General features: G+C 40.8%; 28 protein-coding genes and 1 pseudogene. 10 read left to right on the top strand and 19 right to left on the bottom strand.

Going from position 1 to position 26,224, the window contains the following annotated elements; genetic code table 11:
• Positions 1-36 precede the first annotated feature (36 nt).
• Together F1E73_RS06945 and pyrE are read right to left on the bottom strand one after the other, a co-directional pair.
• Positions 37-429 (bottom strand): SRPBCC family protein, encoded by a 393-nt coding sequence (locus tag F1E73_RS06945; RefSeq protein WP_150451499.1) that lies wholly within the window; start codon positions 427-429, stop codon positions 37-39.
• Between the two features lie 3 nt (positions 430-432).
• Complete coding sequence (gene pyrE / locus F1E73_RS06940) at positions 433-1,074, bottom strand: orotate phosphoribosyltransferase (protein ID WP_086477112.1); 642 nt, start codon at positions 1,072-1,074, stop codon at positions 433-435.
• Between the two features lie 7 nt (positions 1,075-1,081).
• On the opposite strand from pyrE, the gene F1E73_RS06935 reads away from it, so the two are divergent.
• Positions 1,082-1,669: an NUDIX hydrolase gene (locus tag F1E73_RS06935; RefSeq protein ID WP_086477111.1), complete on the top strand. Its 588-nt coding sequence runs from the start codon at positions 1,082-1,084 to the stop codon at positions 1,667-1,669.
• Here F1E73_RS06935 and F1E73_RS06930 read toward each other — a convergent pair whose 3' ends face one another.
• The 5 genes from F1E73_RS06930 to F1E73_RS06910 all read right to left on the bottom strand — a co-directional run bounded on the left by F1E73_RS06930 (position 1,670) and on the right by F1E73_RS06910 (position 7,495).
• Complete coding sequence (locus F1E73_RS06930; protein WP_150451498.1) at positions 1,670-3,415, bottom strand: M14 family metallopeptidase; 1,746 nt, start codon at positions 3,413-3,415, stop codon at positions 1,670-1,672.
• Positions 3,416-3,540: 125 nt separating this feature from the next.
• Positions 3,541-3,951 carry a response regulator gene (locus F1E73_RS06925; RefSeq protein ID WP_086477109.1) on the bottom strand — a complete coding sequence of 137 codons (411 nt, stop codon included), beginning with the start codon at positions 3,949-3,951 and terminating at the stop codon, positions 3,541-3,543.
• Positions 3,938-5,788 (bottom strand): PAS domain-containing sensor histidine kinase, encoded by a 1,851-nt coding sequence (locus tag F1E73_RS06920; RefSeq protein WP_150451497.1) that lies wholly within the window; start codon positions 5,786-5,788, stop codon positions 3,938-3,940. The genes F1E73_RS06925 and F1E73_RS06920 overlap by 14 nt, the downstream gene beginning before the upstream one ends.
• Before the next feature lie 170 nt (positions 5,789-5,958).
• Positions 5,959-6,417: a pantetheine-phosphate adenylyltransferase gene (coaD, locus tag F1E73_RS06915; protein WP_150451496.1), complete on the bottom strand. Its 459-nt coding sequence runs from the start codon at positions 6,415-6,417 to the stop codon at positions 5,959-5,961.
• Positions 6,418-6,511: 94 nt separating this feature from the next.
• The gene (locus F1E73_RS06910) at positions 6,512-7,495 is read right to left on the bottom strand and encodes a D-alanine--D-alanine ligase (RefSeq protein ID WP_086477106.1); all 984 of its coding nucleotides are present in this window, start codon (positions 7,493-7,495) and stop codon (positions 6,512-6,514) included.
• Positions 7,496-7,681: 186 nt separating this feature from the next.
• Here F1E73_RS06910 and F1E73_RS06905 point away from each other — a divergent pair, with 186 nt between their 5' ends.
• The 3 genes from F1E73_RS06905 (at position 7,682) to yaaA (ending at position 10,151) form a co-directional block, all read left to right on the top strand.
• Entirely contained in the window at positions 7,682-8,269 is a 588-nt protein-coding gene (locus F1E73_RS06905) for a PASTA domain-containing protein (protein WP_086477105.1), read from the top strand.
• A gap of 2 nt (positions 8,270-8,271) precedes the next feature.
• Positions 8,272-9,303 carry an RluA family pseudouridine synthase gene (locus tag F1E73_RS06900; RefSeq protein WP_086477104.1) on the top strand — a complete coding sequence of 344 codons (1,032 nt, stop codon included), beginning with the start codon at positions 8,272-8,274 and terminating at the stop codon, positions 9,301-9,303.
• 86 nt (positions 9,304-9,389) lie between these two features.
• Positions 9,390-10,151: a peroxide stress protein YaaA gene (gene yaaA / locus F1E73_RS06895; RefSeq protein WP_150451495.1), complete on the top strand. Its 762-nt coding sequence runs from the start codon at positions 9,390-9,392 to the stop codon at positions 10,149-10,151.
• A 246-nt stretch (positions 10,152-10,397) separates the two neighbouring features.
• Here the strand turns inward: yaaA and F1E73_RS06890 are convergent, their stop codons facing one another.
• Complete coding sequence (locus F1E73_RS06890) at positions 10,398-10,526, bottom strand: 30S ribosomal protein THX (protein ID WP_086477102.1); 129 nt, start codon at positions 10,524-10,526, stop codon at positions 10,398-10,400.
• A 357-nt stretch (positions 10,527-10,883) separates the two neighbouring features.
• On the opposite strand from F1E73_RS06890, the gene F1E73_RS06885 reads away from it, so the two are divergent.
• On the top strand, positions 10,884-11,603 hold the full coding sequence (locus tag F1E73_RS06885; protein WP_223883379.1) for a uracil-DNA glycosylase family protein: 720 nt from the start codon (positions 10,884-10,886) through the stop codon (positions 11,601-11,603).
• Between the two features lie 54 nt (positions 11,604-11,657).
• Here F1E73_RS06885 and F1E73_RS17590 read toward each other — a convergent pair whose 3' ends face one another.
• From F1E73_RS17590 to F1E73_RS06830, 11 genes are all read right to left on the bottom strand, one after another.
• The gene (locus tag F1E73_RS17590) at positions 11,658-11,801 is read right to left on the bottom strand and encodes a hypothetical protein (protein WP_176328484.1); all 144 of its coding nucleotides are present in this window, start codon (positions 11,799-11,801) and stop codon (positions 11,658-11,660) included.
• Between the two features lie 344 nt (positions 11,802-12,145).
• Positions 12,146-12,910, bottom strand: coding sequence for a tryptophan synthase subunit alpha (trpA, locus tag F1E73_RS06875; protein ID WP_150451493.1), 765 nt, complete (start codon positions 12,908-12,910; stop codon positions 12,146-12,148).
• A 50-nt stretch (positions 12,911-12,960) separates the two neighbouring features.
• Positions 12,961-14,142, bottom strand: a complete 1,182-nt coding sequence (trpB, locus tag F1E73_RS06870) for a tryptophan synthase subunit beta (RefSeq protein ID WP_150451492.1) — start codon at positions 14,140-14,142, stop codon at positions 12,961-12,963.
• 50 nt (positions 14,143-14,192) lie between these two features.
• Positions 14,193-14,840 (bottom strand): phosphoribosylanthranilate isomerase, encoded by a 648-nt coding sequence (locus tag F1E73_RS06865; protein WP_150451491.1) that lies wholly within the window; start codon positions 14,838-14,840, stop codon positions 14,193-14,195.
• Positions 14,837-15,622 carry an indole-3-glycerol phosphate synthase TrpC gene (gene trpC, locus F1E73_RS06860; protein ID WP_086477096.1) on the bottom strand — a complete coding sequence of 262 codons (786 nt, stop codon included), beginning with the start codon at positions 15,620-15,622 and terminating at the stop codon, positions 14,837-14,839. Before trpC ends, F1E73_RS06865 begins: the two co-directional genes overlap by 4 nt.
• A 31-nt stretch (positions 15,623-15,653) precedes the next feature.
• On the bottom strand, positions 15,654-16,649 hold the full coding sequence (gene trpD, locus F1E73_RS06855; RefSeq protein WP_086477095.1) for an anthranilate phosphoribosyltransferase: 996 nt from the start codon (positions 16,647-16,649) through the stop codon (positions 15,654-15,656).
• A 105-nt stretch (positions 16,650-16,754) separates the two neighbouring features.
• Positions 16,755-17,369 carry an anthranilate synthase component II gene (locus tag F1E73_RS06850; protein ID WP_086477094.1) on the bottom strand — a complete coding sequence of 205 codons (615 nt, stop codon included), beginning with the start codon at positions 17,367-17,369 and terminating at the stop codon, positions 16,755-16,757.
• Positions 17,370-17,447: 78 nt separating this feature from the next.
• Positions 17,448-18,845 (bottom strand): anthranilate synthase component I family protein, encoded by a 1,398-nt coding sequence (locus F1E73_RS06845; protein WP_086477093.1) that lies wholly within the window; start codon positions 18,843-18,845, stop codon positions 17,448-17,450.
• Positions 18,846-19,119: 274 nt separating this feature from the next.
• On the bottom strand, positions 19,120-19,698 hold the full coding sequence (locus F1E73_RS06840; RefSeq protein ID WP_086477092.1) for a YceI family protein: 579 nt from the start codon (positions 19,696-19,698) through the stop codon (positions 19,120-19,122).
• A gap of 26 nt (positions 19,699-19,724) precedes the next feature.
• Positions 19,725-20,357, bottom strand: coding sequence for an NAD(P)H-dependent oxidoreductase (locus F1E73_RS06835; RefSeq protein WP_086477091.1), 633 nt, complete (start codon positions 20,355-20,357; stop codon positions 19,725-19,727).
• Positions 20,358-20,389: 32 nt separating this feature from the next.
• Entirely contained in the window at positions 20,390-20,836 is a 447-nt protein-coding gene (locus F1E73_RS06830) for a MarR family winged helix-turn-helix transcriptional regulator (RefSeq protein ID WP_086477090.1), read from the bottom strand.
• Between the two features lie 191 nt (positions 20,837-21,027).
• Between F1E73_RS06830 and F1E73_RS06825 the strand changes: the two genes are divergently transcribed.
• From F1E73_RS06825 to F1E73_RS06805, 5 genes and pseudogenes are all read left to right on the top strand, one after another.
• Positions 21,028-21,342: a rhodanese-like domain-containing protein gene (locus F1E73_RS06825; protein ID WP_086477089.1), complete on the top strand. Its 315-nt coding sequence runs from the start codon at positions 21,028-21,030 to the stop codon at positions 21,340-21,342.
• Positions 21,343-21,479: 137 nt separating this feature from the next.
• Positions 21,480-22,762, top strand: a pseudogene (locus F1E73_RS18110) (DUF2851 family protein).
• A 9-nt stretch (positions 22,763-22,771) separates the two neighbouring features.
• Positions 22,772-22,999: a PspC domain-containing protein gene (locus F1E73_RS06815; RefSeq protein WP_086477087.1), complete on the top strand. Its 228-nt coding sequence runs from the start codon at positions 22,772-22,774 to the stop codon at positions 22,997-22,999.
• Positions 23,000-23,001: 2 nt separating this feature from the next.
• Positions 23,002-24,009 (top strand): potassium channel family protein, encoded by a 1,008-nt coding sequence (locus F1E73_RS06810; RefSeq protein WP_150451490.1) that lies wholly within the window; start codon positions 23,002-23,004, stop codon positions 24,007-24,009.
• Positions 24,010-24,109: 100 nt separating this feature from the next.
• A complete protein-coding gene (locus tag F1E73_RS06805; RefSeq protein ID WP_086477085.1) occupies positions 24,110-26,173 on the top strand; it encodes an amino acid carrier protein in 2,064 nt (687 codons plus the stop codon).
• The last annotated feature ends 51 nt before the right edge of the window (positions 26,174-26,224 follow it).

Below are 26,224 nucleotides of genomic sequence, written 5' to 3'. Positions count from 1 at the left end.
AGTATCAACCCTCGCTGGGTATTTTTATCTCAAGTTTTAAAGCTTGGCTAGATTTTCGGACAGGGTACCCATAAAATTAGTGATGGGCGATTTAATCATCATTGCCATCATGGCATTGAATTCACCCTCAAAACTTAGGGTTACCTCACTCTGAGCCTCGCTTACTTCAGTAATATCTGCCGTTAAGGTGAAAGGAAGTTTGTCACTAGCAGCTCCAAGAACAACTTGGGAATGGGGGGTTTGATCTTTTTTCTGAAGGACAATTTCCGGCATTCCCTTCAAAGCAAATAAAAACCGATCCTCATTAAGGACTTCAAACTTGCTGATGTTGCTGGGCATTAAAGTTTCAAAATTCTTTATGTCGTTCAGAAAATCGAAAACTTCCTTATTGCTTTTGTTTACGGTTCTTTTTGGTGTCTCTAAATGCATAGCTTATAATTGCCAGGTAGCGGGATTAGATCGCCACTCCATTAGTGTTTTATATTGTTCCTCCTTTATATAATTTGTTTCAGTGGCCTGCTGTAGAAGGTGGTCGTAATCGCTTAAGGTGTGCAGTTCCACATCGCTTTTCGCAAAATTTTCTGTAGCAATTGGGAATCCGTAGGTAAATAGTGCCAACATGCCTTTAACATTGGCGCCACTGCTCTCCAGTGCTTTTACAGCGTTTAGGCTGCTTTTCCCTGTGCTTATTAAATCTTCTATGACAACCACATTCTGGTTGGGTTCCAAATGTCCCTCAATTTGATTTTGACGTCCATGGGATTTTGGCTCTGGTCTTACATAAATAAATGGGAGTCCCAAGTATTCTGCTACCAACATTCCAATTCCTATGGCACCGGTGGCTACCCCGGCAATTACATCTGGTTTACCATATAGGGTTTCTAATTGTTTGCCCATTTGCTCCCTCATATAATTTCTAATAACCGGATAGGAAAGTACGATACGGTTATCACAATAAATAGGAGACTTCCAACCCGAAGCCCACGTAAAAGGATTTTCAGGTTTCAACTTAATTGCATTAATTTGCAACAGAAGTTCGGCCGTTTTTTTTGCTGTGTCTTTGTCTAAAACCATAACGCAAATGTATAAAGTTTTTGTTAATGAGTCACCGTTGATTTTAACAAATAAATTGTCAGACAATACTAACGGCAAGTATTTTATGTTAAATGCCTCCTCTATTAATGAGGCAATCAGCGCGTTGTCCAGTAAAAAGCTCAAAGAAGCTTTTATTTATCATCCCAATAAAGAAGAAATCCTTAAGAAGTTTTCCAAGAAAATACCGCTTGTTGTAGCTGCAGGGGGAGTAGTAACCAATAAAGAGGGGAAAGTCCTATTTATTTACCGCGAAGGTAAATGGGATCTTCCAAAAGGAAAATTGGATAAGGGAGAGACTATAGAGGAATGTGCATTGCGGGAAGTTGAGGAGGAGACTGGAGTGAAAGGCTTGAAGATTGAAAATTTTCTAAAGACTACCTACCATATTTTTAAGCGGAATGGCGGCTATAAATTAAAAGAGGTTCACTGGTTTGCGATGCGAACCAATTACAAGGGCGAATTGGTAGGGGAAGCTAGCGAGGGAATAAAAAAAGTAAAATGGAAAGGGCCTAAGAAAATTAAAAAGGCATTGGAGAACTCCTACGCTAATATTAGGATCTTATTTAAGGAGTAGTTAATCCTTTAAAAGTCGGTATACGGGGTATTGCATATGGTAGGGGTCATAAGGTTTGGATTGTTGGTAAATCCAGTCTAATTGTGCATACCAATTGCTAGAAAACTGGGGATCCTGCTCTTTTTTCAACAAAAACCCTGCCTTCAATTCTGGGTTCTCCTTTAAGAGTTGCAGGGCAATGTCCTCAAAAACATAGGGCGAAAAACCTTCTTTTCGCTGAAGAATGGCATCAAAAAAATTCCAGTTAAAAAATGAATCGGTGGCCTCCGGTTCCAAGGTTTCCAGTAAATACCGCAACCCTTTCTGATTGGTAGGAACTAGAATATCCCCTGGGGTGAATTCAATTTTTTCCGTACTGGCTATTGCCTTGGTGTTGTAGTGAGGGAAATGGCCCTCATAGGAACTCTGGTAGGTCTCGTAGCTTTCTATGGTGTATTTTTCTACTTGGTACGTACGCGACTCTTTTAATATTTCAAAATTAATCTGATTGCTTTCTAGTAGTTTGATTACGTTGTCCCAGCCTTTTTTGATTAGATAGGCCTTTGGGATCTCTACTTCCTTAGTGGGGACATAATAATTGTGATAGGGAACTTCCTTGGTGAATGGTCTATTCCGGTCGTATTTTAATCTAGGGAAGCCTGTTACTTCACTGGTAAGAGTGTCTGCGGCATATCCCTTAAATTTTAAAACGCTGCTTTGGGTGGTGTCTATTGCCCATTGTAGGGGGTAGGTTGTTTTTTCTAGGTACCACTGAAAGCTGGATTCTCTTAATTGTTTTATTTTTTGATGATCCCGCTCTGCTAGGTCTAATAGCTGTTTCATTAACTCATAGGTGCCTTTTACCCTTTGTTTGTAAGGTTTAAGCATATGGGTTTCTACCATTAGGCCTAGCGTATTCCAAAGGGCGGTATACCCGGTGGAATAACGGGGATAGTCCATAAATTGGGGAAAACCCTTTTCGGGCACGGTATTAAATACATTTACATAAGGGGTAATATCCCAGCCGTTATTTTTCAAGTAAGCTTCTAAGGTGGGCATCATTTCCTGGTGTAGGTACTTACCCAATTCACCATCTAGCTTGTTGTGTTGGGTGAATAAATGTGTGATGGTATATTGGTAATCGGCCCCATTGCTTACGTGGGTGTCTATAAATATGTCTGGTTTTACCAGGTGGAATATATTGAAGAAAGTATGGGCGTTTTTTGTGTCGCCCTTAATAAAATCGCGGTTAAGGTCATAGTTTTTTGCATTCCCTCTAAAACCGTAGGAAATTGGGCCGTTCTGGTTGGCTCTGGAGGTGGAGTTTCTGGCTAGCGCACCACCAATATTGTAAACGGGGATGGTGACTAAAACCGTGTGTTTTGGAGGGGTAATCTTTTTAAGTGCCAGGTCGCGGTACAATAGCATGCTAGCATCGATACCATCGCTTTCCCCTGGATGAATGCCATTGTTGATGAGAAGTACGCTTTTTTCCTGGCCAATCTTATGAAAATTAAATTGGGCATCGGCGTTATACGTCACTATATGAAGGGGGTGGCCACTGTCCGTTGTGCCTAGGGTTCGTATGTTTATTTCAGGAAATTCCCTGGCTAGTGTAGTGTAAAAATCAATGGTCTGTTGGTAGGTTGCCGTCGCTTCGCCCTTGCTGCTTTCAAAAACGGTGGTGAACTCCTTAGGCTCGCTTTCTTCTTTGGGTTTGCAAGATAGGAGGCAGAGTATTGCCGTAAGCGCTAATAGAGGCTTCATGATATGACTTTGATTTTTCTAGTGGGTGGTCTAAGAGGTGTCCCCATGCTTGATAACAGGTTTGTGCTTAGCTCCAATGCACGGGGGTATCCTATAATTTCATTCGATCAAAGTTTGGGGCAAGGTTAAGTGGTTATCACATTGGTGATTTCCACAATGTCTTCCTTGCGTATGGGTTTGCTTTTAAAAGCAATTGGGTGATGGGTGGTTGTTTTAAATTCTTCGGATTTATCCTTGTCGTTCTGATCAATGGAAGAACTAACAATATTGATGTTTACCGATTTGCTTGCCGGTAGTTTAATAAATTCTTCCAAAAACTCCCATCCGTCCATTACTGGCATGTTAATATCCAAAAATATAATATCTGGAAGCTCCTTGTTCTCCAGCAATAGTTTCTGTACGTGGTTTATGGCCAGTTGACCATTTGGGAATTCCAAAATTTGATCGCAATCTACCACTGCATTCAGTAATTTTTTAATTCCGTATACGGTGATAGGATCATCGTCTACAATGAATATCGAATTAATTTTCCTCATTGAAATATAAATTTATAGTGGTACCAACCCCAACCTCGCTTTGGGCATTTACTTTTCCTTCCATGGTCTCGATCTGATTTTTTACGATGTATAACCCCATTCCTTTGGCCTCTGTATTGCTATGGAAGGTTTTGTACATCCCAAACAATTTTTTGCTGTGCTTCTTCATGTCTATCCCTAAACCATTATCCTCTATCCGCAGAACCGTATAATTTGGAACGTGGTGTAAGCTGATGTTTATAATGGGAGGCACATCGGGCTTCCGGTATTTAATGGCGTTGGTAATTAGTTCGGTTATTATACTTTCCAGATAGGATGGGATAACGTTAATACGCGTCTCCATCGGAATCTCAGTAACAACGGTAGCCTTGTGTTCGTCTAAGCTAGGGTTTAGTTTTTCTAGAACGCTGTTAAGTGTTTTGTGTAGTACTACCTCTTTTTTACTGTTATTAGCCTCTGTGTTAATGGCCACTATGTCATTTAAATTGTGGAGAGTTTCCATTAGGTTGTTAGAGGCATCCGTTAACATACGGATAATGTTTTCGCGCTCTTCCTGATCTTCTTCCTCTGTAAGAAAATCTAGTAACATAGAGAAATTGGCCGAGTGCGATCGTAGGTTATGGGAAACGATATACGCAAAATTGACCAGCTTTTTGTTTTGTTGGGAGGTAACGTTTATAAGGCTTTTTAATTCCTTCTCCTTTTGTTTTATATGGGAAATATCCATGGTAATACCTACCAATCCAGTAGTCTCCCCGTTTGTGCCTTTTAATGGGATCTTGGAACTGAGGTAGTAATTACTGGTCCCATCCGGATTTTGTTGGCTAAATTCCTTGTGGATCATGGGAATTTGTGAAATCATGACCTCTAAATCCTCTTCCCTGCTTTGTTCTGCTGTTTCTTTGTCGTAAATATCAAAATCGTCCTTGCCAATAATATCCGCTTCGTGGGCTATTCCGCAATGATCCAATTCTGATCGGTTGGCTAATATTTTTTTGGATTCGGTATCCTTTATGTAAATGCGTATCGGTAAATTGTTGATAAGGGTTTTTAGGAGGTGTTCGTTGTTTTTAGTTTGATGTTCCTTTAGGACATAATCTGTAATGTCCTGTACAATACCTATCAACCCTATATAAACACCATTTTGGTACAGGGGTTTCCCTGAAACATTTACCCATTTCTGATTTCCTTTGGCGGTTGTGATCTGTAATTTTTCGTTCCAGGAAGTTTTCTTTTCCATGGCGGAGTAAATGGCCATGGAAATGGTGTTGCGATCGTATCCTATTTTATGAAAATCTATATAGTTGTCTAGGGTGAGGCCAGTGTTGTCTTCTATCTCCAGCAAAGTTAGAATCATAGGGCAGGAGGTGAAAATATCTTGTTCCTGGTGGTATTCCCAGTTTCCTATTTTTCCTTTTTCCTCGGTCTCTTTTAGGATAAATTGGAGTCGGTTTAACTGTTGCTCCTTTTGTTCCGTTTGGGTAATGTCCTCTGCTTGGACAATAGCGCCAATCACGTTTTCGGCTTCATCATACCAGGGGAAGATTTCCCATTGGTACCACTTTGTTCCTGCGTTCTTATCGGTATAGCGCTCCTTAAAACTTTCAGCTCTCTTTCCTTTGATGCATCCTAGAACACTATTGGTCCATTGCGTGCTTTCCCAGCCTAAGAGATCCTGAATTTTTTTATGCTTATAATTACAGGGTGGGAAATTAAACTCTTCTACCCATTTGTCCGAGGCAAAAACAACCTTACATTCCCTATCTATAAACGCAGTGGCTTGGGGTAGCTGTTTTATCAGAAATTGATTAGAGATGACTGGATTGTTCTTAAGCATTAAATCTAATTTATTGCAATATTATTTTTTTTCTTCTAATAATGGTAGTATTTGTTGTGAATGCCCCTATTATGGTGGTGTAAGACTTTGAATGGGAGGAAGATGATCCCTGAATGTTGCTCATTAGGATGCTTATTGCCATATTTCCGAGTGGTCAAAATTCTTAAATTTTATTGCACGCTTACGGAACTGGGCACCAAGCCGGTATAATCCCCGCCATTACGAATTACATCCCTTACAATAGAAGAACTAATATACGATTTTCCTGATGATGTAAGTAAGAAAACAGTCTCAATTTCAGAGAGCTTACGATTGGTATGGGCTATGGCCTTTTCAAATTCGAAGTCCCCGGGGTTTCTAAGTCCTCTTAAAATAAATTCTGCATCCACTTTTTTGCAGAAATCAACAGTAAGTCCTTGGTAGGTTTGGACGCTAATTTTAGGTTCGTCCTTAAATGCTTCGGAAATAAATCGTTTGCGTTCTTCCAGGGAAAACATATAATTTTTATCTGTATTTACCCCAATGGCAATGATCAGCTCATCAAAAAGGGTAATACCCCGTTTAATAATATCATAATGTCCCAAGGTAACAGGGTCAAAGGATCCTGGAAAAATAGCGCGTTTTTTCATTTTTATGGATTAGTAATGCCTCTATAATAGGTTGGGAAATTAGGTTGAATCATCCTGTAGGGCAAACTCTTTATATTGGTTTTATGCCGCAAAGTTACTTAATTTCTTTCAAAGCTTGCCAAATGGCACTTTCAAAGAGTTCTGAAAGTGAAATGCCAGCGGCAGCGGCCTGTTGGGGTAAGATACTTTCGTTCGTCAATCCAGGCGTGGTGTTCATCTCTAACATATAAGGCTCGTCACCTACAAAAATAAACTCACTTCTAGAGTATCCCTTCAATTTTAGGGTGTCATAAGCCAGTTTGGCAATATGCACCACTTTTTCTTCTTGTATTTTTGAGATTCTAGCAGGCGTAATTTCTTGGGCTTCACCCTTGTATTTTGCCGAATAATCAAAGAAATCATTTTCGGATACAATCTCTGTGATGGGTAGTACCGTGGTTTTCCCTTTGTATTGGATAACCCCTACCGAGACTTCGGTACCGTCTAAAAAAGATTCTATAAGGATCTCATCGTCTTCCATAAAAGCTTTTTCTATTGCTTCTGGCAGTTCTTCCTTGCTGTATACCTTGGTAATGCCAAAGCTAGAACCGGCTTTGTTGGCTTTTACGAAACAGGGAAGTCCCACCGTATCTATTATTTTGTCGTGTTTAATGGGGTCGCCTTGGTTGAGGTAATAAGAGGTGGCCGATTTTATTCCGTAGGGTTTTAGTACACTTAGAAGATCCCGCTTGTTAAAAGTTAGGGCTGCCTGATAGTAATCACAGGAAGTGTGTGGGATGCCCAAGAGATGAAAATAGGCTTGCATAATGCCGTCTTCGCCCGGAGATCCGTGAATGGCATTAAATACACAATCAAAACTAAGGGTCTCCTGATCCAATTTTACGGTAAAATTGTGCTTGTTTACCATGTGCTCCTCTTGGTTATCATCTACCAAGACCCACTTGTTCTCAAGAATATGAATTTTATAGGCGTTAAATTTCTCCTTGTTCAAATTTTGAAAAACCACTTCCCCGCTCATCAGGGAGATTTCGTACTCGCTAGAATAGCCACCCATAATAATGGCAATGTTTTTTTTCATCCTTCAAAATTAAAAGTTCCCAAACTATAAGAGGTTCAATTCCATTATCTTATTGCCGTTGGATTTCGGTAAGGGTCAGTTATTTTTAGGTTTTTAGGCCAGTCTTATCATTCGGCAAATATCATGCATTCAAAACAAAGAAAAAAGCATTCGGTTTTCTATCTTTGTCGTTTAAGAAAATAAATTATGCTGAACTTTTTCAAATTTCTAATTAGCAGGGCATTCTTAATACAGTTAATACTGGCATTAGTGGCTTTGGTATTGCTGGTATTTGGTGCCATGCATTGGTTGAAACTGACTACTAACCACGGGGAGTTTGTGGAAGTCCCGGATTTGTCCGGGCTTTCCGTAATGGAAACCAGGAGCTTGGTAGAGAAATCCGGACTGCGCTTTTCAGTGTTGGATTCGGCAAACTACAACCCGTCTTATCCCAAGTTCTCCATTATAGATCAAAATCCGCCAGCGGGTAGTGAGGTTAAGGAGGGGAGAAAAATATATATCACGGTAAATCCGTCTGGATATAAAAAAGTTACCATACCCAATATAATTCAAGTTACCCAAAGAAATGCTAGTTCCATGCTCAAGGCGGTTGGCTTAGAGGTAGAGCGGGTAACCTATGTGGACGAACTTGGAAAGGATATGGTGTATCATATAAAGCATAAGGGGAAATATGTGGCTCCTGGGGATAAATTGCCAAAAACCTCCAAGATTGAATTGGTTTGTGGTAACGGTAATATTTCCGAGAGAGCTCAAATTAAGTCAGATTCAGAATAATTATGGAAGAGAGGGACGATTTGGAAATGAATGATGACGACTTGTTTGAGCATCATAGTTTTATTGCATCCAAAGGGCAAGACCCCCTAAGGGTAGATAAATTTTTAATGAATTTTATTGAGAAAGCTACTAGAAATAAAATTCAACAGGCTGCAAAAGATGGACATATTTGGGTAAATGGCAGTACGGTAAAGCAAAATTATAGGGTTAAGTCTGGGGATCATGTGCGGGTATTGTTTCCTCATCCACCACACGAGTTTTTATTGACGCCAGAAAATATTCCTTTAGATATTGTTTATGAGGATGAGGTGCTAATTGTGGTGAATAAACCTGCTGGGATGGTAGTACACCCTGGTCACGGTAATTATTCTGGGACGCTAATCAATGCACTCTTACATCATCAGGAGAATTTGCCTGTAAATAGTGATGACCGCCCAGGGCTTGTTCATAGGATAGATAAAGATACCTCTGGGTTATTGGTGGTGGCTAAAACGGAGGCGGCCATGACTCATTTGGCAAAGCAGTTTTTCGAAAAAACCAGCGAACGCGAATACATCGCGTTGGTATGGGGAAATGTAGAAGAAGATGAGGGGACTATAGAAGGCCATATAGCAAGGAATCCAAAGAACAGACTGCAAATGTCGGTTTTTCCTGAAGGGGACCAAGGCAAGGAAGCTGTGACCCACTTTAAGGTGTTGGAGCGACTAGGTTATGTGACCTTAATATCATGTAAATTGGAAACGGGCAGAACCCATCAAATAAGGGTACATTTAAAATATATTGGTCATACATTATTTAATGATGAGCGGTATGGTGGGGAAAAAATATTGAAGGGTACCACATTTACCAAGTACAGGCAGTTTGTAGAAAATGCCTTTAAAATTCTACCAAGACAGGCACTACATGCCAAGACTTTGGGGTTTGTGCATCCCGTTTCGGGGGAATACATGCGGTTTAGTTCCGAATTACCCGAGGATATGGCCCAGTGTATCGAAAAATGGAGACGCTACGCTCCTCAAAATCAGGCTGAATAGCTTTTTACGGACACATTAGATATTTTTAGAACTTAGGGAAGGCAGTAAGTGCTGCGACCTAAAGGACGTTTATAAAATAATAAGGAATGAAGATTGTAATATCTCCAGCGAAGACGCTGGATTTGGAAACCAAATTACCAGTAAAGGAATTCTCCCAACCAATATTTTTGGAGGAAGCCCAAAAGTTAAATACGGTGCTAAAGAAGAAAAAGCCAAAAGCCCTTTCCGAACTTATGGGCATTTCGGATAATTTGGCGCAACTAAACTGGGAGCGTAACCAAGCTTTTTCCATCCCTTTTAGTCCGGATAATGCCAGGCCGGCAGTCTATGCCTTTAAAGGCGACGTATATCAGGGGCTGGATGCCTATTCTATAGCTCCAGAAAAAATGATGAAATTGCAAGAGCAGTTGCGTATACTATCTGGATTATATGGTATTCTTAAACCTTTAGACCTAATGCAACCCTACAGGTTGGAAATGGGAACATCCTTAAAAGTGGGAAGAAAGAAAAACTTGTACGAATTTTGGAAAAAACAACTTACCGATTATCTGAATACGGAATTACAGGAGGAGGAGTTGCTTATTAATTTGGCCAGTAACGAATATTTTAACGCTTTAGATCCAAAGGCTTTAAACGTACCCTTGATTACTCCCATCTTCAAGGATTGGAAAAATGACAATTTAAAGGTGATCAGTTTTTATGCGAAAAAAGCTAGGGGCTCCATGGTGCGTTACCTTTTAGAATCTAACGCCCAATCCCTGGAAGACGTCCTAGGTTTTGACAGGGATGGCTATTTGTTCAGCAAAGAGCACACCTTAAGGGAAGACCAGCCTGTCTTTATCAGGTAGTAGTGCCCTACATGCTAATGGCTCCCGGTAGTTAAGGCATTCCTATCCTAATAATATAATGATATAGAAAACAATCTACACCCCTGTTTAGGAGGGTATAGGGGCAGTAGATTTCGTTTTTGAGTATAGCGGCCTGGTGGGGAGACCCAACATTTGGTGGGATTGCAGTGGTATCCACCCTTTTCCCAAAACGTTTACTGGTGAGGATGTTGGTAGGAAGATGGGAAGCGCGTCCGTTTTTTAGGATTACTTCTTCTTCTCCACATTTATTTTTTCCTCTATACTTGGTCTTCTTTTAATCTTACGTTTCCGCCGAGTACCATAAGTACCGTTGATTATTTTACCTCTTTTAGATTTCTTATCTCCTTTTCCCATAGTGACTCATTTTTAATTAATAATCTTTTGTGTTCCTGTTTTGTAAAGGTAGGGTCCTTTCTTACCAAATTGCACCCTTTTATCCCAATTTTCCCTTAATATAAGTTATTTTTCCATTGTACCCCCTTGGGCTTAAGTGCTAAGTTTGTGGAATATTCAAGAGCCGATCCCGAAGATCCCTAGGTTTGTTCTCTTTTATGCTCAAAAGTAAGAGTGACAAATAAAGGAAGTTGATTTTTAAATATAGGATCCCTAAAAATTCTTATATTTTTAGGGTGATGAGGGCACTAACATAGAAATGGAAGCCCTAACGGGAAGGCTGTTTCTACAAGGAGCACCTCCTTAAGTGAATTTTAATTGAAAACTAAACTTGTTTTGAGAGCTAAAACATTTTTACATACCCATCCATATCCTCCCTTTTTGTTTCCAGAGGCAACCAAGCTTATTGTTGGGACCCTACCTCCTCCCAGGTTTACCACCGGGGAATTAAAGGAAGGCGACGTTAACTTTTGTTATGGAAGCAGGGACGGACAATTGTGGCCTATATTAGATCGGATTTTTGGACTTAAGCTCTCCTATGAGGAAACGGAGCTGGCCATACAAGAACGAAAGCAATTTTTACTGGACAGACAAATTGGAATCTGTGATATAGTAAAAAGTGCCGAAAGAGTTAGAGTAGATGCCTCAGATCTCGGATTGCAAAGTATCGAATTTCGAGATATGTTTAAATATCTTCAGCAATATCCTAAGATCAACACGCTATTGTTCACCGGAGGAAACAGTAAAAATGGCCCCGAGTACTTATTCAGAAAGTATATTAAGGAGTTTGGGGTACAGCTACACCAGGTTTCCAGTCGCATACCCCGCATCCATCAATTTGCGCTGCCCCAACCCTATAGCAATCCAGCTATGGATGGCAAGAGTGGCAGGTTAATCAGAACCGTATCCTTAACAGCACCTTCTGGAGCGGCTAATAGGGCAGTAGGGAGTATGGAAGCCTATAAGAGGATGAAATTAAATAACCCTGAAATCAATACGTTAGATTTCAGGGTTATTCAATATCGGGAGTTTTTTTAGCTCCAACCATACTTCACACCCTCTTTGGATTTAGATGTCTTGGGTGTGGATAAATTAATGTTTGTTCTGTTGCTTCTTTATCGTCTTCTCCTCAATGTCGAATTTATTGGTATCTATATTGGTATTCCCAGTAGGATTGGTCGGGTTATGTTGTTCTTCTTTTCTTTTAAACTTTCTCTTGTCATTTATAATTCCCATGTCATTTAGTTTTTTAAGGTTCACACTTAAACTACCAAAATTTCAGTAAAATCTCCGTTAAAGGATTTTTAAACCTTTGTTAGGAAATGTTAAGTGGACAAGGGGTTAATCAGATTTTCACCTGCGCTTTTCCCTGAGCTTTATAAGCAGCAGTCTCAATGCTAGGAGAAAGGGAAACCCATGAAAAACAAGGTCAAACCAATCCATGGGCTGCATTCCCTTGGCGCCTCCCATAACCCATTGCAATTTACCAAAGAGATGTGGTTGTGGAAAATAGGGTGCCAGGCCCAGGGTTAAACATAATAAGGCTATTAGCTTGTAATTGTTAAGTAGTTCTTTCAAGCCTATCTAATGATTTGTTCTACAAATTCCCGAACGTTACCGGTACCATTTTTGGTAATATATTTTATAAAAGCCGATCCAATAATGGCCCCTTTTGCCCACTTGGTAGCCTGCTGGAAAGTCTTGGAATCGCTGATTCCAAATCCTATTACCTGAGGTGTTTTCAATTGCATCTCGGCAATTCTTTTAAAATAGGACTCTTGTTCATTTCCAAATCCATCGGAGGATCCGGTAACACTGGCCGAACTCACCATATAAATAAAGCCATCCGAAGCCTCATCTATTTGTGCTATTCGCGCCTCACTGGTCTGGGGGGTAATCAGGAAAATGGGGAGCAATCCATATTTTCTAAATAGCGCCTCATATTCTTCCTGATATACATCCAATGGTAAATCGGGTAAAATGAGTCCGTCTATTCCCACTTCTTGGCATTTTTTGCAAAATGCTTCCACTCCATATTGCAGAATAGGATTAAAATAGCCCATAATGATTAGGGGAATGTTCACCGAGCTTCTTATGTCCTTTAATTGATCAAATAGAACGGCAGTAGTCATTCCATTTTTTAAGGCTTGGGTAGAACTGGCCTGTATAGTGGGGCCATCGGCCAAGGGATCGCTAAAGGGCAATCCAATTTCTATCATATCTACCCCACTGCTTTCCAAGTCCTGGATAATCTGTACTGTATCGTTTAAATTGGGGTATCCTGCCGTAAAATAGATGGAGAATAATTTTTTATCCGATTTTAATTTCTGTTGTATTCTGTTCATTCCAATAGTCTTTTAGGATTCCCGCCAATGACGGGAGTAAGAGTGCATGCTTATAGCTCAAAGTATTTTATATAGGTGTTTAAATCCTTATCCCCACGGCCAGATAGGTTAAGAACCACCACATCAGTTGGCTTAAACGATCTTGTTTTTAGAATGGCAAGTGCGTGGGACGACTCAATGGCGGGGATAATACCTTCTAATTTGCAGAGTTCCATACCAGACTGCATAGCGGCATCATCCGTTACCGGAATAAACTCTGCTCTTCCGGTTTTGTACAAGTGGGCGTGCATGGGGCCAACCCCTGGGTAGTCTAAACCAGCTGAAATAGAGTAGGGCTCTGTAATTTGTCCATCGGGTGTTTGCATCAATAGGGTTTTGCATCCATGGATAATCCCTTCTTTTCCCAGTACTGAGGTGGCAGCGCTTTCGCCGCTTTCCACTCCTTTTCCTGCAGCTTCTACGGCAATAATGCCCACTTCTTCTTCATTCAAAAAATGATAAAAGGTGCCGGCCGCATTACTACCCCCGCCAACGCAGGCCACAACGTAATCTGGGTTTTCCCTGCCTTCCTGTTCTTTTAGCTGCCATTTAATCTCTTCGGAGATAATAGACTGGAATCTGGTGACCATATCCGGGTAGGGGTGGGGGCCAATGGCGGAACCAATAATATAGTGGGTGTCTACGGGATTATTGATCCAATCCCGAATAGCCTCATTGGTAGCATCCTTAAGTGTTTTACTTCCTGATAGGGCGGGCCTTACCTGGGCGCCCAGCATTTTCATTCGGGCTACATTGGGGGCCTGGCGAGCAATATCGATCTCGCCCATATACACAATGCACTCCATGCCCATAAGGGCGCAAACGGTAGCGGTAGCCACCCCATGTTGTCCGGCACCTGTCTCAGCAATAATTCTAGTTTTGCCCAAACGCTTGGCCATTAAGATCTGACCAATGGTATTGTTTACTTTATGTGCTCCAGTATGGTTGAGGTCTTCCCGTTTTAGGTAGATTTTTGTATTGTATTTTTCAGAAAGGCGCTTGGCAAAGTACAGGGGTGAGGGCCTTCCCACATAATTTTTCAGTAATTGATCAAACTCCGCCTTAAAGGAGGGCTCTTCAATTACCTTTAAATATTGTTGCCTTAAATTCTCCACATTGGGATACAGCATTTCCGGTATAAAGGCCCCACCAAATTCACCGTAATATCCTTTTTCGTCTACGTTATAATTCATGATTTGTTATAGTGTTTAGTACAAAGTATTGAGTACATAGTATTGAGATTCTACTGACTACTCATTACTCTCTTTTTAAACTCTTTTATTTTTTCTACTTCTTTTAATCCCGGTTCTGTTTCAAACCTACTGTTTACATCTATGGCGTAGCAATATTTGGATTCTGGCCTTCGTAGAAACTCTTTAATTTTTTCTGTTTCTTCTAGGCCTATTCCCCCGCTTAAAAAGTACGGCTTTTGAGAGGGGTAGTCCCTTAAGACTTCCCAGCTAAAAGCATAGCCATTACCTCCGGGAAGTTTCCCTTTGGTGTCGAACAGAAAATAATCGGCCACCTCTTCATAGGGTTCCAACTGCCCAAAATCAAAGTTGTCCTTAATGGAGAAAACTTTTATAATCTCCAATTTCTGGTCGGGGCGGTCTAGTTCTATTTTCCTTATATTTTTGCAAAATGCGGGGCTTTCCTTACCGTGCAATTGCACTGCCTGCAGTTGATATTGATTTACTTTGGTGGTGATTTCCTCCAAGGTGGCATCCACAAAAACACCAACCTTTTTAATGGTGTCGGGTAGTTTGGTGGGCGCCACCTTTAGAAAACGGCTAGAGGGCTCCCAAAAAATAAATCCCAGGTAGTGGGGCTGAAGCTTGGCCACTTCCAGCATATTATCCGGGTATTTCATACCGCACACTTTCAGTTTCATGACGTTAGCTGTTTTATAAATTGGGTAGCGCTTTCTCCGGGATTATCCGTTTTCATGAAATTCTCCCCTATTAAAAACCCTTGGTACCCATAGGGCTGTAACTCTTTTATGGCTTCTACAGAACTGATACCGCTTTCAGAGACTTTTACAAAATCGTCTGGAATAAGGGTAGAGAGGGCTTTGCTGGTCTCTAAACTTACCTCAAAGGTTTTTAGATTTCTATTGTTAACACCAAATAGGTCCAAACTAGGCATAATGGATTTATGGAGTTCCTCTTCATTGTGAACCTCTAGGAGCACTTCCAAAGACAGACTTTGGGCAAATTGGGACAGGGATTTAATTTCCTCTTTGGTTAAAATTGAGGCGATTAATAGGATAACATCGGCTCCGTAAGCCTTGGCTTCCAATAGTTGATATTCCTCCAATATAAACTCCTTGCGCAACAAAGGCAGGTTTGCAGAGGCCCTGGCCAACAATAGGTCGTCCATAGATCCCCCAAAGTATTTACCATCGGTTAAAACCGACATGCCACAGGCACCAGCCTTTTCATAGCCAGTGGCCACCTCGTCAACGCTAAGGTTCTGATTGATGACTGCTTTGGACGGAGATCTGCGCTTGTGTTCGGCGATAATACCACTCTGACTTTTCCTAAGATTGGTAGCCAAGGAAATGGTAGGTCTTTCAAACAAAACGGAAGATTCTAATTGCGAAATGGGAACAATAGACTTTTTAAGAGCTACCTCTTTGCGTTTGTCGATCACTATTTTGTCCAGTATATTCATAGTCTATTTTTAATTGAAGCAGGTACTATATTTATTGGTTGCTAAGGGTTTGTAATTTTTTAAGGGTCTGCAGTGCTTTCCCACTGAGGAGTGATTCTTTGGCCATTTCAAAGCCTTCTTTTGGCGCTATGCCCTTTACGGTAGCTATGGCAATACCGGCATTGGCACAAACCACATTGTTTTGTGGACTGCTTCCTTCGCCCTGTAGTACTTTCATGAATACCTTTGCCGATGACTCCACGCTGTCTCCTCCCACAATATCGGAAGGGGAAATGATATCCACTCCAAAATCTGAAGGCTTTAACATACCTTCGGAGTTGTTGGTGATGGTTTTGGTGTTGCCGGTTAGGGAAATCTCATCATATCCGTCCAAGGCATGTAACACGGTAAAATTATTATCCGTCTTTTGGTAAAGATACCCATACATACGGGCTAGTTCCAAATTGAATACCCCTACCATTTGATTTTTTGGAAAAGCCGGATTCACCATTGGCCCCAGCATATTAAAAAAGGTTTTTACCGCCAACTCTTTTCGGATAGGGGCTACGTTTTTCATAGCGGGATGAAATAGGGGGGCGTGTAGTACGCAGATACCGCTCTCCGCTATACATTTCTCTAAAAACGCAGGGTCATTGCTGAATTTGATCCCTAGGTGTTCCATTACATTACTGCTGCCACATTTAGAGGAAACTCCGTAGTTACCATGTTTGGTGACATGTATCCCTGCACCTGCAGTTACAAAACTAGCCAAGGTGGAAATGTTAAACGTGTCTTTCCCATCTCCGCCTGTACCGCATAGGTCAACCGGGTTGTATTGCGATAGGTCTACCGATACACAGAGTTCCAATAGGGCGTCCCTAAAGCCTTCCAATTCCTCAATAGTGACACTTCGCATCATGTACACAGTTAAAAAGGCTGCAATCTGACTGGTGTTGTATTCGCCTTTGGCTATGTTCACCAGGACCTGTTTGGCAACTTCTTTGGGAAGTACATCGTGGTTGATTAAGCTGTTTAATATATCTTTCATTTTTTACTTTCTATTTACGGGCTAGGACTATCTAATTTAGGGTGGGGTAGCCGTCTGTCCTACTATTATTTTATGTTTTACTCACTACTCACTACTCACTACTCACTAGTTTCTGACCCAGTTTTTTAGGATCTCTTTTCCCTTGGGGGTCAAAACCGATTCTGGATGAAACTGTACTGCACTAACGTCATAATGGGTGTGGCGTAAAGACATTACCTGTCCATTTTCATCAAAGGAGGTAGCCACCAAGACCTCTGGAAGTTTTGGATCTACTACCCATGAATGGTAGCGTCCTACTTCTAGCTCTTTTGGTAATCCGGCAAATAAAGCATCCTCTCCAACGAGGGTGATTTTTGTGGACACCCCGTGATATACCTGATCCAAATTAACAATACTACCACCAAAGACCTCGGCAATAGCCTGTTGTCCCAAACACACGCCAAAGATACTCTTAGAAGGGGCGTATTTGGCTATAATTGGCTTTAACAATCCGGCTTCGTCCGGAATGCCCGGACCAGGGGACAACACAATCTTCTGAAAGGCATCCACTTCCTCCAGGCTAATTTGGTCATTCCTTTTTACTACCACTTCACAGTCCAAGTCTTCCAGATAATGTACTAGATTATAAGTGAAGCTATCGTAATTGTCTATGACCAGGATGGCCCCTTTAGAATTCTCTTGGGAGGAGCTGGTGTTCTTTTTTGGTTGCTGTTTATCCATGTGTATCTAATATTGCGCTGTTTCTAATTTGTTTTGGGTCTTTCTCCGTTGGGTTTAAATAGCTTTAAAAGACAAAGGTTAAATGGTTTCTGCTATTTCCAAAGCTTTGGTTAGGGCGCCCAATTTGTTATAGGTTTCTTCCAACTCTAGGTCAGGGTTGGAGGCCGCTACCAATCCAGCCCCTGCCTGATAATGCAACTGATGGTTCTTGCTTAAGAAAGTACGGATCATGATGGCGTGATTAAAGTTTCCGTTAAAGTCCATAAATCCAATGGCTCCCCCGTAATACCCGCGATTGGTTTTTTCGTATTTTTCTATTAGTTGCATGGCCATATGTTTGGGAGCACCACTGAGAGTGCCGGCAGGAAAGGTATCTGCCACAACTTTCATAGTAGGGATGTGGTCCTTTTTTTGGCCAGTAACTTTAGATACTAAATGAATTACATGAGAGAAGAACTGTACTTCCCTATAGTTTTCTACCTGTACCATGTTCCCATTTCTACTTAGGTCGTTTCGGGCTAGGTCTACAAGCATAACATGCTCGCTATTCTCCTTGTCGTCTACTTTTAGTTTTTTGGCGAGCTCGGCATCCTGTTCGTCATTCCCGGTTCGTTTAAAGGTGCCTGCAATAGGGTGTATCTCTGCCTTGCCATCCTTTACGATTAATTGAGCCTCGGGCGAACTACCAAATATTTTAAAATCGCCATAATCAAAATAGAACAAATAGGGCGATGGATTAATGGAACGCAGGGCGCGGTACACATTAAATTCGTCCCCCTTAAAGTTTTGCGAGAATCGCTTGGACAACACCAGTTGAAAAACATCGCCTCTACGGCAATGTTTCTGTGCCAATGCTACCTGCTCCTTGTATTCGTTGTCCTGTAGGTTCGAAATGGGATCCCCGGTCTTTCTAAAATTGTAGGAGGCAAAGTTTTTAACATTTAGCAGCTGCTCTATCTCTGCGATATTATTTTCGGATTCGTAACAGTGGGCAAAAATGTAGGCCTCGTTCTTAAAGTGATCAATGGCCACTATATTGCTATAGACCGCGTAATGAATATCTGGGATGGCAATACTATTTTCTTTTTTGGAAATACTAATATCCTCAAAGTACCTAACCGCATCGTAGGCCATGTAGCCAAAAAGCCCATTGTTTATGAACTTAAAATTGTTGTCCGATGTTTGGAAGCGTTGGCTAAATTGATGAAGTAATAACGGAATGTCCGTATCCTTGTTCACCTGGATTTCTTCAATGCTGCCATCGGGGAATTCTTGTACCAATACTTCGTTCTCTAAGGTAATGGAAGCAATGGGATTGCAGCAGATATAAGAAAAGCTATTGTCATTGGCATGGTAGTCACTACTCTCCAATAAGATACTATTTGGGAAGCGATCCCTAATTTTAAGGTAAACACTTACCGGGGTAATGGTGTCTGCGAGAATTTTTTTATGATGCGATACTAAAGGGTATGTCATTTTGTTTATTTTATTTCTGACTGTATAAACCAGGGTTTTACTTTATTTAAACGAAAAAAGGCCTGTCGTGATGACAAGCCTTTTGGTATAGATATACTACAATGGTGCTTTGCTCACGATGTTTTTCGTAAGTTAATCCACCACCAAGTATTAGTTATATTGTTCTTCATTGAGTGTCAAATATAGGAAGGAATTTTAAAAGTACAAACACAGTGTTGTGTAAAAAATAAAAAACCCCACAAATGTGAGGTTTTAAACAAATCTTATGGGTGGCTTAGAATACTAAGTCTACCACTAGATCAAATTCATCATAAATAGTCTTGTCACCTAAGTTATCGAAGAAACTTCCAGATCCGTACTTTACGTCATATAAGGAGCGGTCTACCTTTAAATTAGCAGTAGCTTTGCTTCCGTATATGGAAAGGTCAAAAGTAATAGGGTTGGTCTTTCCTTTTATGGTAAGATCTCCGGTTACCTTGTACGAGTTTTTTCCGTTTGGTGTAACTTTTGTGAAAACTAATTTAGAGGTAGGGTGAGTAGCAACACCAAAGAAATCGTCAGATTTTAAGTGGCCTTCCAATTTACCTTTGTATTCTCCTTCCAGATCATGGGAAACCAAGCTGGTCATATCTACTACAAACTCTCCTCCAGTTAACTGATCGTTATTAAATTTTAGGGATCCTTTCTTCAAATCTATAACACCATAATGGGAACCAGTTACCTTATATCCTTTCCAGGTTACGGTACTTTCAGATACCTTAACGGCTTTTTCTTCGTTTTCTACTGGGTTAGATGCGATAGCAGTAAATCCTGTTACTACTGCCAATACCAATGTCAATGCATTTTTTCTCATAATTTCAATTTTAATTTAAAGTTTATTTATATAAGTGTAATTAACTCTGCTTTTGGCTTACGCACCTTCTTCAGATGCTGGGTGCCATCTTCTGCAGACCTATAGCCAATGGCTAGCAAAACTGCAGCATTCAACCCTTTTTCGTTTAGACCTAGGATGTTGTTAATTTCCTCGCTATCAAAACCTTCCATCGGACAGCTATCTATCTTTAGATCGGCTGCCGCAGACAGTAAATTCCCTAAGGCTAGATAGGCCTGTCTAGCGGTCCAATTTTCTTTTTCCGAATCGGAAAGGGGTACTAGTTTAGATTTCATAAAATCGGCCCTCCCCTCTAAGTCCTGTAAAGGAACGTTACGCGTGGTGCTGAGGTTTTTTAAGTAATCATCTATTAATTCCTCTCCGTAAGTGACTTGATTGGCCAGCACTATTAAATGGGAGGCCTCTGTAATTTGAGCCTGACCCCATGCGGCGGGTTTTAATTTTTCCCGGATAGTCCTATCCTCTACAACAAATATTTTGTAGGGCTGTAAGCCGTAGGAGGAGGCGCTTAAGGAAGCAGCTTCCAATAAGCTTTCCAGTTTTTCTGGGGATACTTTCTTATCGGTGTCAAATTTTTTGGTGGCATATCGCCAATTTAAGATGTCTATGTAGGTACTCATTATATATAGGTATGGAAAATTAGAAATTGTTTTTAAAACTTATCCAATAACTGGTTTAACTCCTTAAGATCCTGTTTGCTTAAATCCTGTAGGATCTCTTCTTGAGCCAAAGCAATGGCTTTATCTATTTTTATTAAATCCGTTTCTCCTTTAGGAGTGATGGTTATTTCAATTTTTCGGCGGTTACTAGGACAAACAACCCTATTTACATACCCCTTAATTATCAACTTATCAATTAGTCGGGTAGTGTTACTCATCTTCGTTACCATTCTTTCATTCACCGTAGATAAATTGGCGGGTTTTCCCTTCTGTCCCCTTAAAATTCTAAGAACATTAAATTGCTGTAAGGATATCCCGTACGGTTTTATTGCCTGATTCATTACCTCATTAATTTTGTTGGATACAAGGTTAATGTGGATAATGGTCCGACTCTCTAGCGGGATAGGTTTATCTGTCTTAATTAATTTTTCTACTTTCATGTCTATACAACAATTGTATATACAAATGTACGGTCTCTTTCTGGATATTCAATATTGTTGAATAATAAAATTTTGTTAAAAGAGCAGCGTGGGTCAGTTTGGATTTGATTTTATTTTTGGGAAAGCTTCGTTTAAAATTCTATTTGGAAATTAGTAAAATCCTTATTTTTGAAAACTTAAACTAAAATGTTATGGCAGATTTATCACAAGAAGAATGGAGTGCGCAATTGGAAAGCGATCAAAATGCATTCGTATTGGATGTTAGAACACCGGAAGAGGTAGAGGAGGGGTATCTCCCTAATATGACTCATATAGATATTCATTTGGGTCAAGAGTTTATCACGGCTTTGGAGAAGTTAGATAAATCCAAAAATTACTATGTGTACTGCAGATCCGGAAATAGAAGTGGACAGGCCTGTGCCATTATGAATAAACTAGGTTTTGAGAACACCTATAATCTTCAAGGTGGCATCATGGAATGGGAAGGTGAAATTATTGAGGAGTAAGTCAATAAACCTAGCTCCTAGCTAACCATTTGCCTTTCCATAAGAATCCAGTCTGTATATAAGGAGTAATGGTCCTAGTTAAACCCTCATAAAATGATGAGTGTGGCTAAATTGGATTATTTTTCTTACTTTGGATTATGCGGGAAGATCTTTTGCATTATATCTGGAAGTACCAAAAATTTGGCAACAGAAAACTTTGCACCTCCAATAATGAGCCCATCGGGGTTTTTGAAGTGGGGGTGCATAATTTTTTGGCAGGTCCAGATTTTTTTAATGCCAAAATCCAAATAGGGGAGCAGCTATGGGCGGGAACCGTAGAAATCCATATTAAATCTTCAGATTGGTACGCCCACCACCACGAGCAAGACCCCAATTATAATAACGTAATACTGCATGTGGTCTGGGAAGACGACGTACATGTTTATAGAAGTGATAATACGGCAATCCCCACCTTGGTTCTTAAGAACTTTATAGATAAGGAGTTGTTGGTAGCGTATCAGGGGTTATTCTATCAACAAGAAAAAGGTTTTCTCAATTGTGGGGAGGAGGTTACTAGACAGCCTTCCGTTGTTTGGGATAATTGGTTGGAGCGACTCTATTTTGAACGTTTGGAACGGAAATGGACCCTAGTAGACCATCTTCTAAACGAATCTAGGAACGATTGGGATAAGGTGTTTTTATCATGTTGATGAAGAATTTTGGGTTGAAAATTAACGGGGATGCCTTTTACGAGATGGCAAGGAAGTTGGATTTCTCCATCATTCGAAAAATTCAGGGCAATCTCCTGCAATTGGAAAGCACATTCTTTGGAATGGCAGGTCTATTGTCTCAAGAGGTCCATGGTTGCGACTACTTTAACCGCTTAAAAAAGGAGTTTCAGTTTTTAAAGAGTAAATACCCACTTTTGGAGGGGCCGCTTCAGCAACCTCAATTCTTTAGGTTGAGGCCTTCTAATTTCCCTACCATAAGATTGTCCCAATTGGCCAATCTGTATTTTTTGAATAGAAATATATTTAGCAAAGTATTGGCCGCCAAATCTGTAGAGGACTTATATGGTTTGTTTGCCGTTAAGGCCAGTTCCTATTGGGATAGGCATTACACCTTTGGAAAGGAGTCCGGTGCACACCCTAAGAAATTGAGCCCAGATTTTATGGATCTATTAATCGTAAATACCGTGTTGCCAATAAAAATGGGGTACTATAAACACCTAGGGGAGGATAAGAGTGAGGAGTTGGTGCATCTCATTTCTGGGGTGAAGGCAGAGCGTAACCGTGTGATAAGTGGATTCAAGAATCTTAAGGTTTCTTTGCCTACCGCTTTGGAGAGTCAGGCTGTATTGCAACTGTACAATGAGTACTGCGTTAAAAATAAATGCCTACAATGTGTGGTGGGTCATGGATTATTGAAAGGAAAAGCCTAATTTTAGAACATGAAAATTTTTTATTCCATACTTTATTATTTTCAGAAAAGGGGGTTTGAAGTGTGCCGCCGTATTGCAGAACGCCTGGGAATTAGGACACGGGTAGTGAGAACCTCATTTATATACCTCACTTTTGTCACCCTGGGTTTTGGCTTTGCTCTTTACCTGTTTATGGCATTTTGGCTTAGGATAAAGGATTTGGTGTACACTAAAAGAACTTCCGTTTTTGATCTATAAACATGATTAGATTTTTCCGCTCCAAAATGTACTTAGCACTTAGTTTGTTGGTGCTAGTATTGTTGTTTGGAGTGTTGGGGTATAGATTTCTATCTGGCTATACCTGGGTAGATGCCTTTTATATGACAATTATTACCGTGACTACGGTAGGTTTTTCTGAGGTTAGGCCCTTGGACGTTTCTTCCAAGTTGTTCACAGTAGCATTGATTGTTTCCAGTGTATTTATCTTTGCATTTGCCATTTCGGTGATAACGGAATATCTTCTTAGTAGGAACTCACTTCAAATTTTAAAGAAGAAAAAAGTGAAAAATAAAATAGCAAGTTTATCAGGCCATGTTATCATCTGCGGATATGGTAGAAATGGGAGTCAGGCTGCAGAAAGATTAAGAGCGTATAACAGACCTTTTGTGGTTGTGGAAAAGGACCGAGAGGTTATAGAGCGGTTTGAAGATGATGTTCTATTTGTGGAAGGGGATGCTAATGATGATATATTTTTGCAACAGGCGGGCGTAAAGAGGGCTCGGTACCTAATAGCCGCTATGCCAGATGATGCTGTCAACCTTTTTGTGGTTCTCTCGGCTAGACAATTGAACAAAAATCTAATCATTATCAGTAGGGCGGCACAGATTACTTCTCAAAAGAAGCTAAGGCTTGCCGGTGCTAATAAAGTGGTGATGCCAGATAAAATAGGGGGAGATCATATGGCGTCTCTAGTGGTGATGCCCGATCTTATTACCTTTATGGACAAACTATCTATGGAAGGTGGAGATACTACCAACCTAGAGGAATTATCCATAGATGCCATTATAGGTAAATCCAAAACCAATTCTATCCGGGATTTAGATCTTCGGAAAAAAACTGGTTGTACCATTATTGGCTATGTAGATCCTTCCGGAGCCTATATTATAAATCCCGAAGCGGATGTTAAGCTGCTTCCTGGGAGTAAGATTATTGTTTTGGGGAGACCCGAACAGATCAAAAAACTGAACGAAATGTTCCAAATTGATTGACCTTTTTTCAAACGATAAATTTTTTTGCATTGATTATTTTTATGATATTGCCCCAATAGTTTAACGAAAACCATCGAAAACTGAACCTTTTTAACCAATTATGAAAAAAAACCTAACTTTCCTTATTTCCCTATTTTCCCTTACCCTCTTTTCTCAAGAACTGATAGTAAGGGAAACGCTTTTAAATCCCTCAACCCGTATTAACGACGGAGTCATTAAAGTAGAAGTGGATGGGGGGACGCCTCCTTATCAATATAAGTGGAGCAATCAAGCAACTCCTTTAACTTCCAATCAGTCTAGTGGATTAGTAGAGGGATTGGCTTATACCGTTACTATTTCAGATGCTGGCGGACAGTCTGTTACCAAAGAGTATACCGTGCCAACCGAGGCCATTACAGAGGTGTTTAATGGTTTTATGACGCCAGCAGTGAGTGCTATGGGCTCCGTGCTTTTCTGGGATCCCTTTGCAGCCATCGGAATATATGACCCCGTAGTTTATGCAGATGAAAAACTAATAAGCATTCCAAATTGGTCTTCAGACATGGAAGGGAAGTTTATTTTAGAAGAGTGGCTTGTCCCTGAAGGGAATAAGGTTGGTAAAGGAGATAAAATTGCCATCCTCTCTCGCAATGGCAGTGAAATTGATACCATAACCTCACCTGTGGCAGGTCAATTAAAGTATCTTGCCAAGGAGGGAGGGGTAGTATATAATCCGGAAAATGTAGAGCACTTGATAGAGCAAGGAGCTCATTTTTTGGCTAGTGTTAAGTACGACGAGCCCGTTCCAATTTTGCATCCCAATGGTGATAAGCAAGAGAAGGCCATTCCGTTTATTGTGATTTGGTTGGTGATCGGTGCTTTCTTCTTTACCATTAGAATGGGCTTTATCAATTTCAGGGGCTTTAGGCATTCCATTGATTTGGCTAGGGGGAAGTATGATGACCCCGATGCACCAGGACAGGTGACCCATTTTCAGGCTTTGGCAACAGCGGTGTCCGGTACGGTAGGACTAGGGAATATTGCCGGAGTAGGAGTCGCCATTTCCTTGGGAGGCGCAGGAGCTACTTTTTGGATGATCGTTTGTGGTTTATTGGGTATGTCCTCAAAATTTGTAGAGTGTACCTTGGGAGTAAAATATAGAGGAATACTTCCAGACGGACGTGTATTTGGTGGTCCTATGAACTATTTGCGTTATGGTCTAGAAAAACGCAATATGAAAGGATTTGGGAAGGTGTTGGCCGCCCTATTTGCTATTTTAGCAGTTGGCGCCTCTTTTGGTGGGGGTAATATGTTCCAGGCCAACCAGTCTTTTGAGCAACTTTCCGGACAATTCCCAGCCTTACAGGGTATGGGCTTCTACTTTGGAATTATAACTGCCGTTCTGATAGGGGTTGTGATAATTGGAGGTATTAGCAGCATCGCAAAGGTTACCGGTAGAGTAGTCCCTATTATGGCGTCTATTTATATAATTGCTGCGTTGGCCGTTATTGTTATCAATATAGAAAATATAGGACCGGCATTCTCCGCAATAGTGGACGGTGCGTTTAGTCCGAGTGCCTTAAAAGGTGGGGTAATAGGGGTGCTAATAGTGGGCTTCCAGAGAGCAGCCTTCTCCAATGAAGCAGGAGTAGGGTCTGCAGCTATTGCACACAGTACCGCAAAGACTAATCACCCTCCGTCTGAAGGTTTTGTGGCGCTGTTAGAGCCATTTATAGATACCGTAGTGGTTTGTACGCTTACCGCTTTGGTACTTATCTTTACCGGGATGCACGAAGTGGGCGGCCTGGGAGGTGCTCAGCTGACCTCCGATGCCTTTGGGAGCGTAATCTCTTGGTTCCCCTATGTACTGGCACTTGCAGTTTTCCTATTTGCCTTTTCAACAATGATCTCCTGGTCGTATTATGGGATGAGGGCATGGACCTACCTCTTTGGAAAAAGCAAGAAGGTAGAGTTTGCCTATAAAATGCTGTTCCTGGTCTTTGTGGTAATCGGTGCCTCTGTTAGTTTGGGAGCCGTACTGGATTTTTCCGATATGATGATTTTAGCTATGTCTTTCCCAAATATTATTGGTTTGTATATTATGTCTGGTGAGGTTAAAACAGATCTCAAGGGGTATTGGACTAAGCTTAAAACCAATCAGCTTTACAAAAAACAAAAAGCTTAGATTGTTTCATACGGAAAAAAGCTAAGATTCTTACAAAAAATTCCGCTTAAC

It is taken from the genome of Arenibacter lacus, from assembly GCF_008711145.1.
Taxonomy (GTDB): Bacteria; Bacteroidota; Bacteroidia; order Flavobacteriales; family Flavobacteriaceae; genus Arenibacter; species Arenibacter amylolyticus.
The sequence above is the reverse complement of the archived record's forward strand: the minus strand, read 5'-3'. Positions and strand labels throughout refer to the sequence as shown.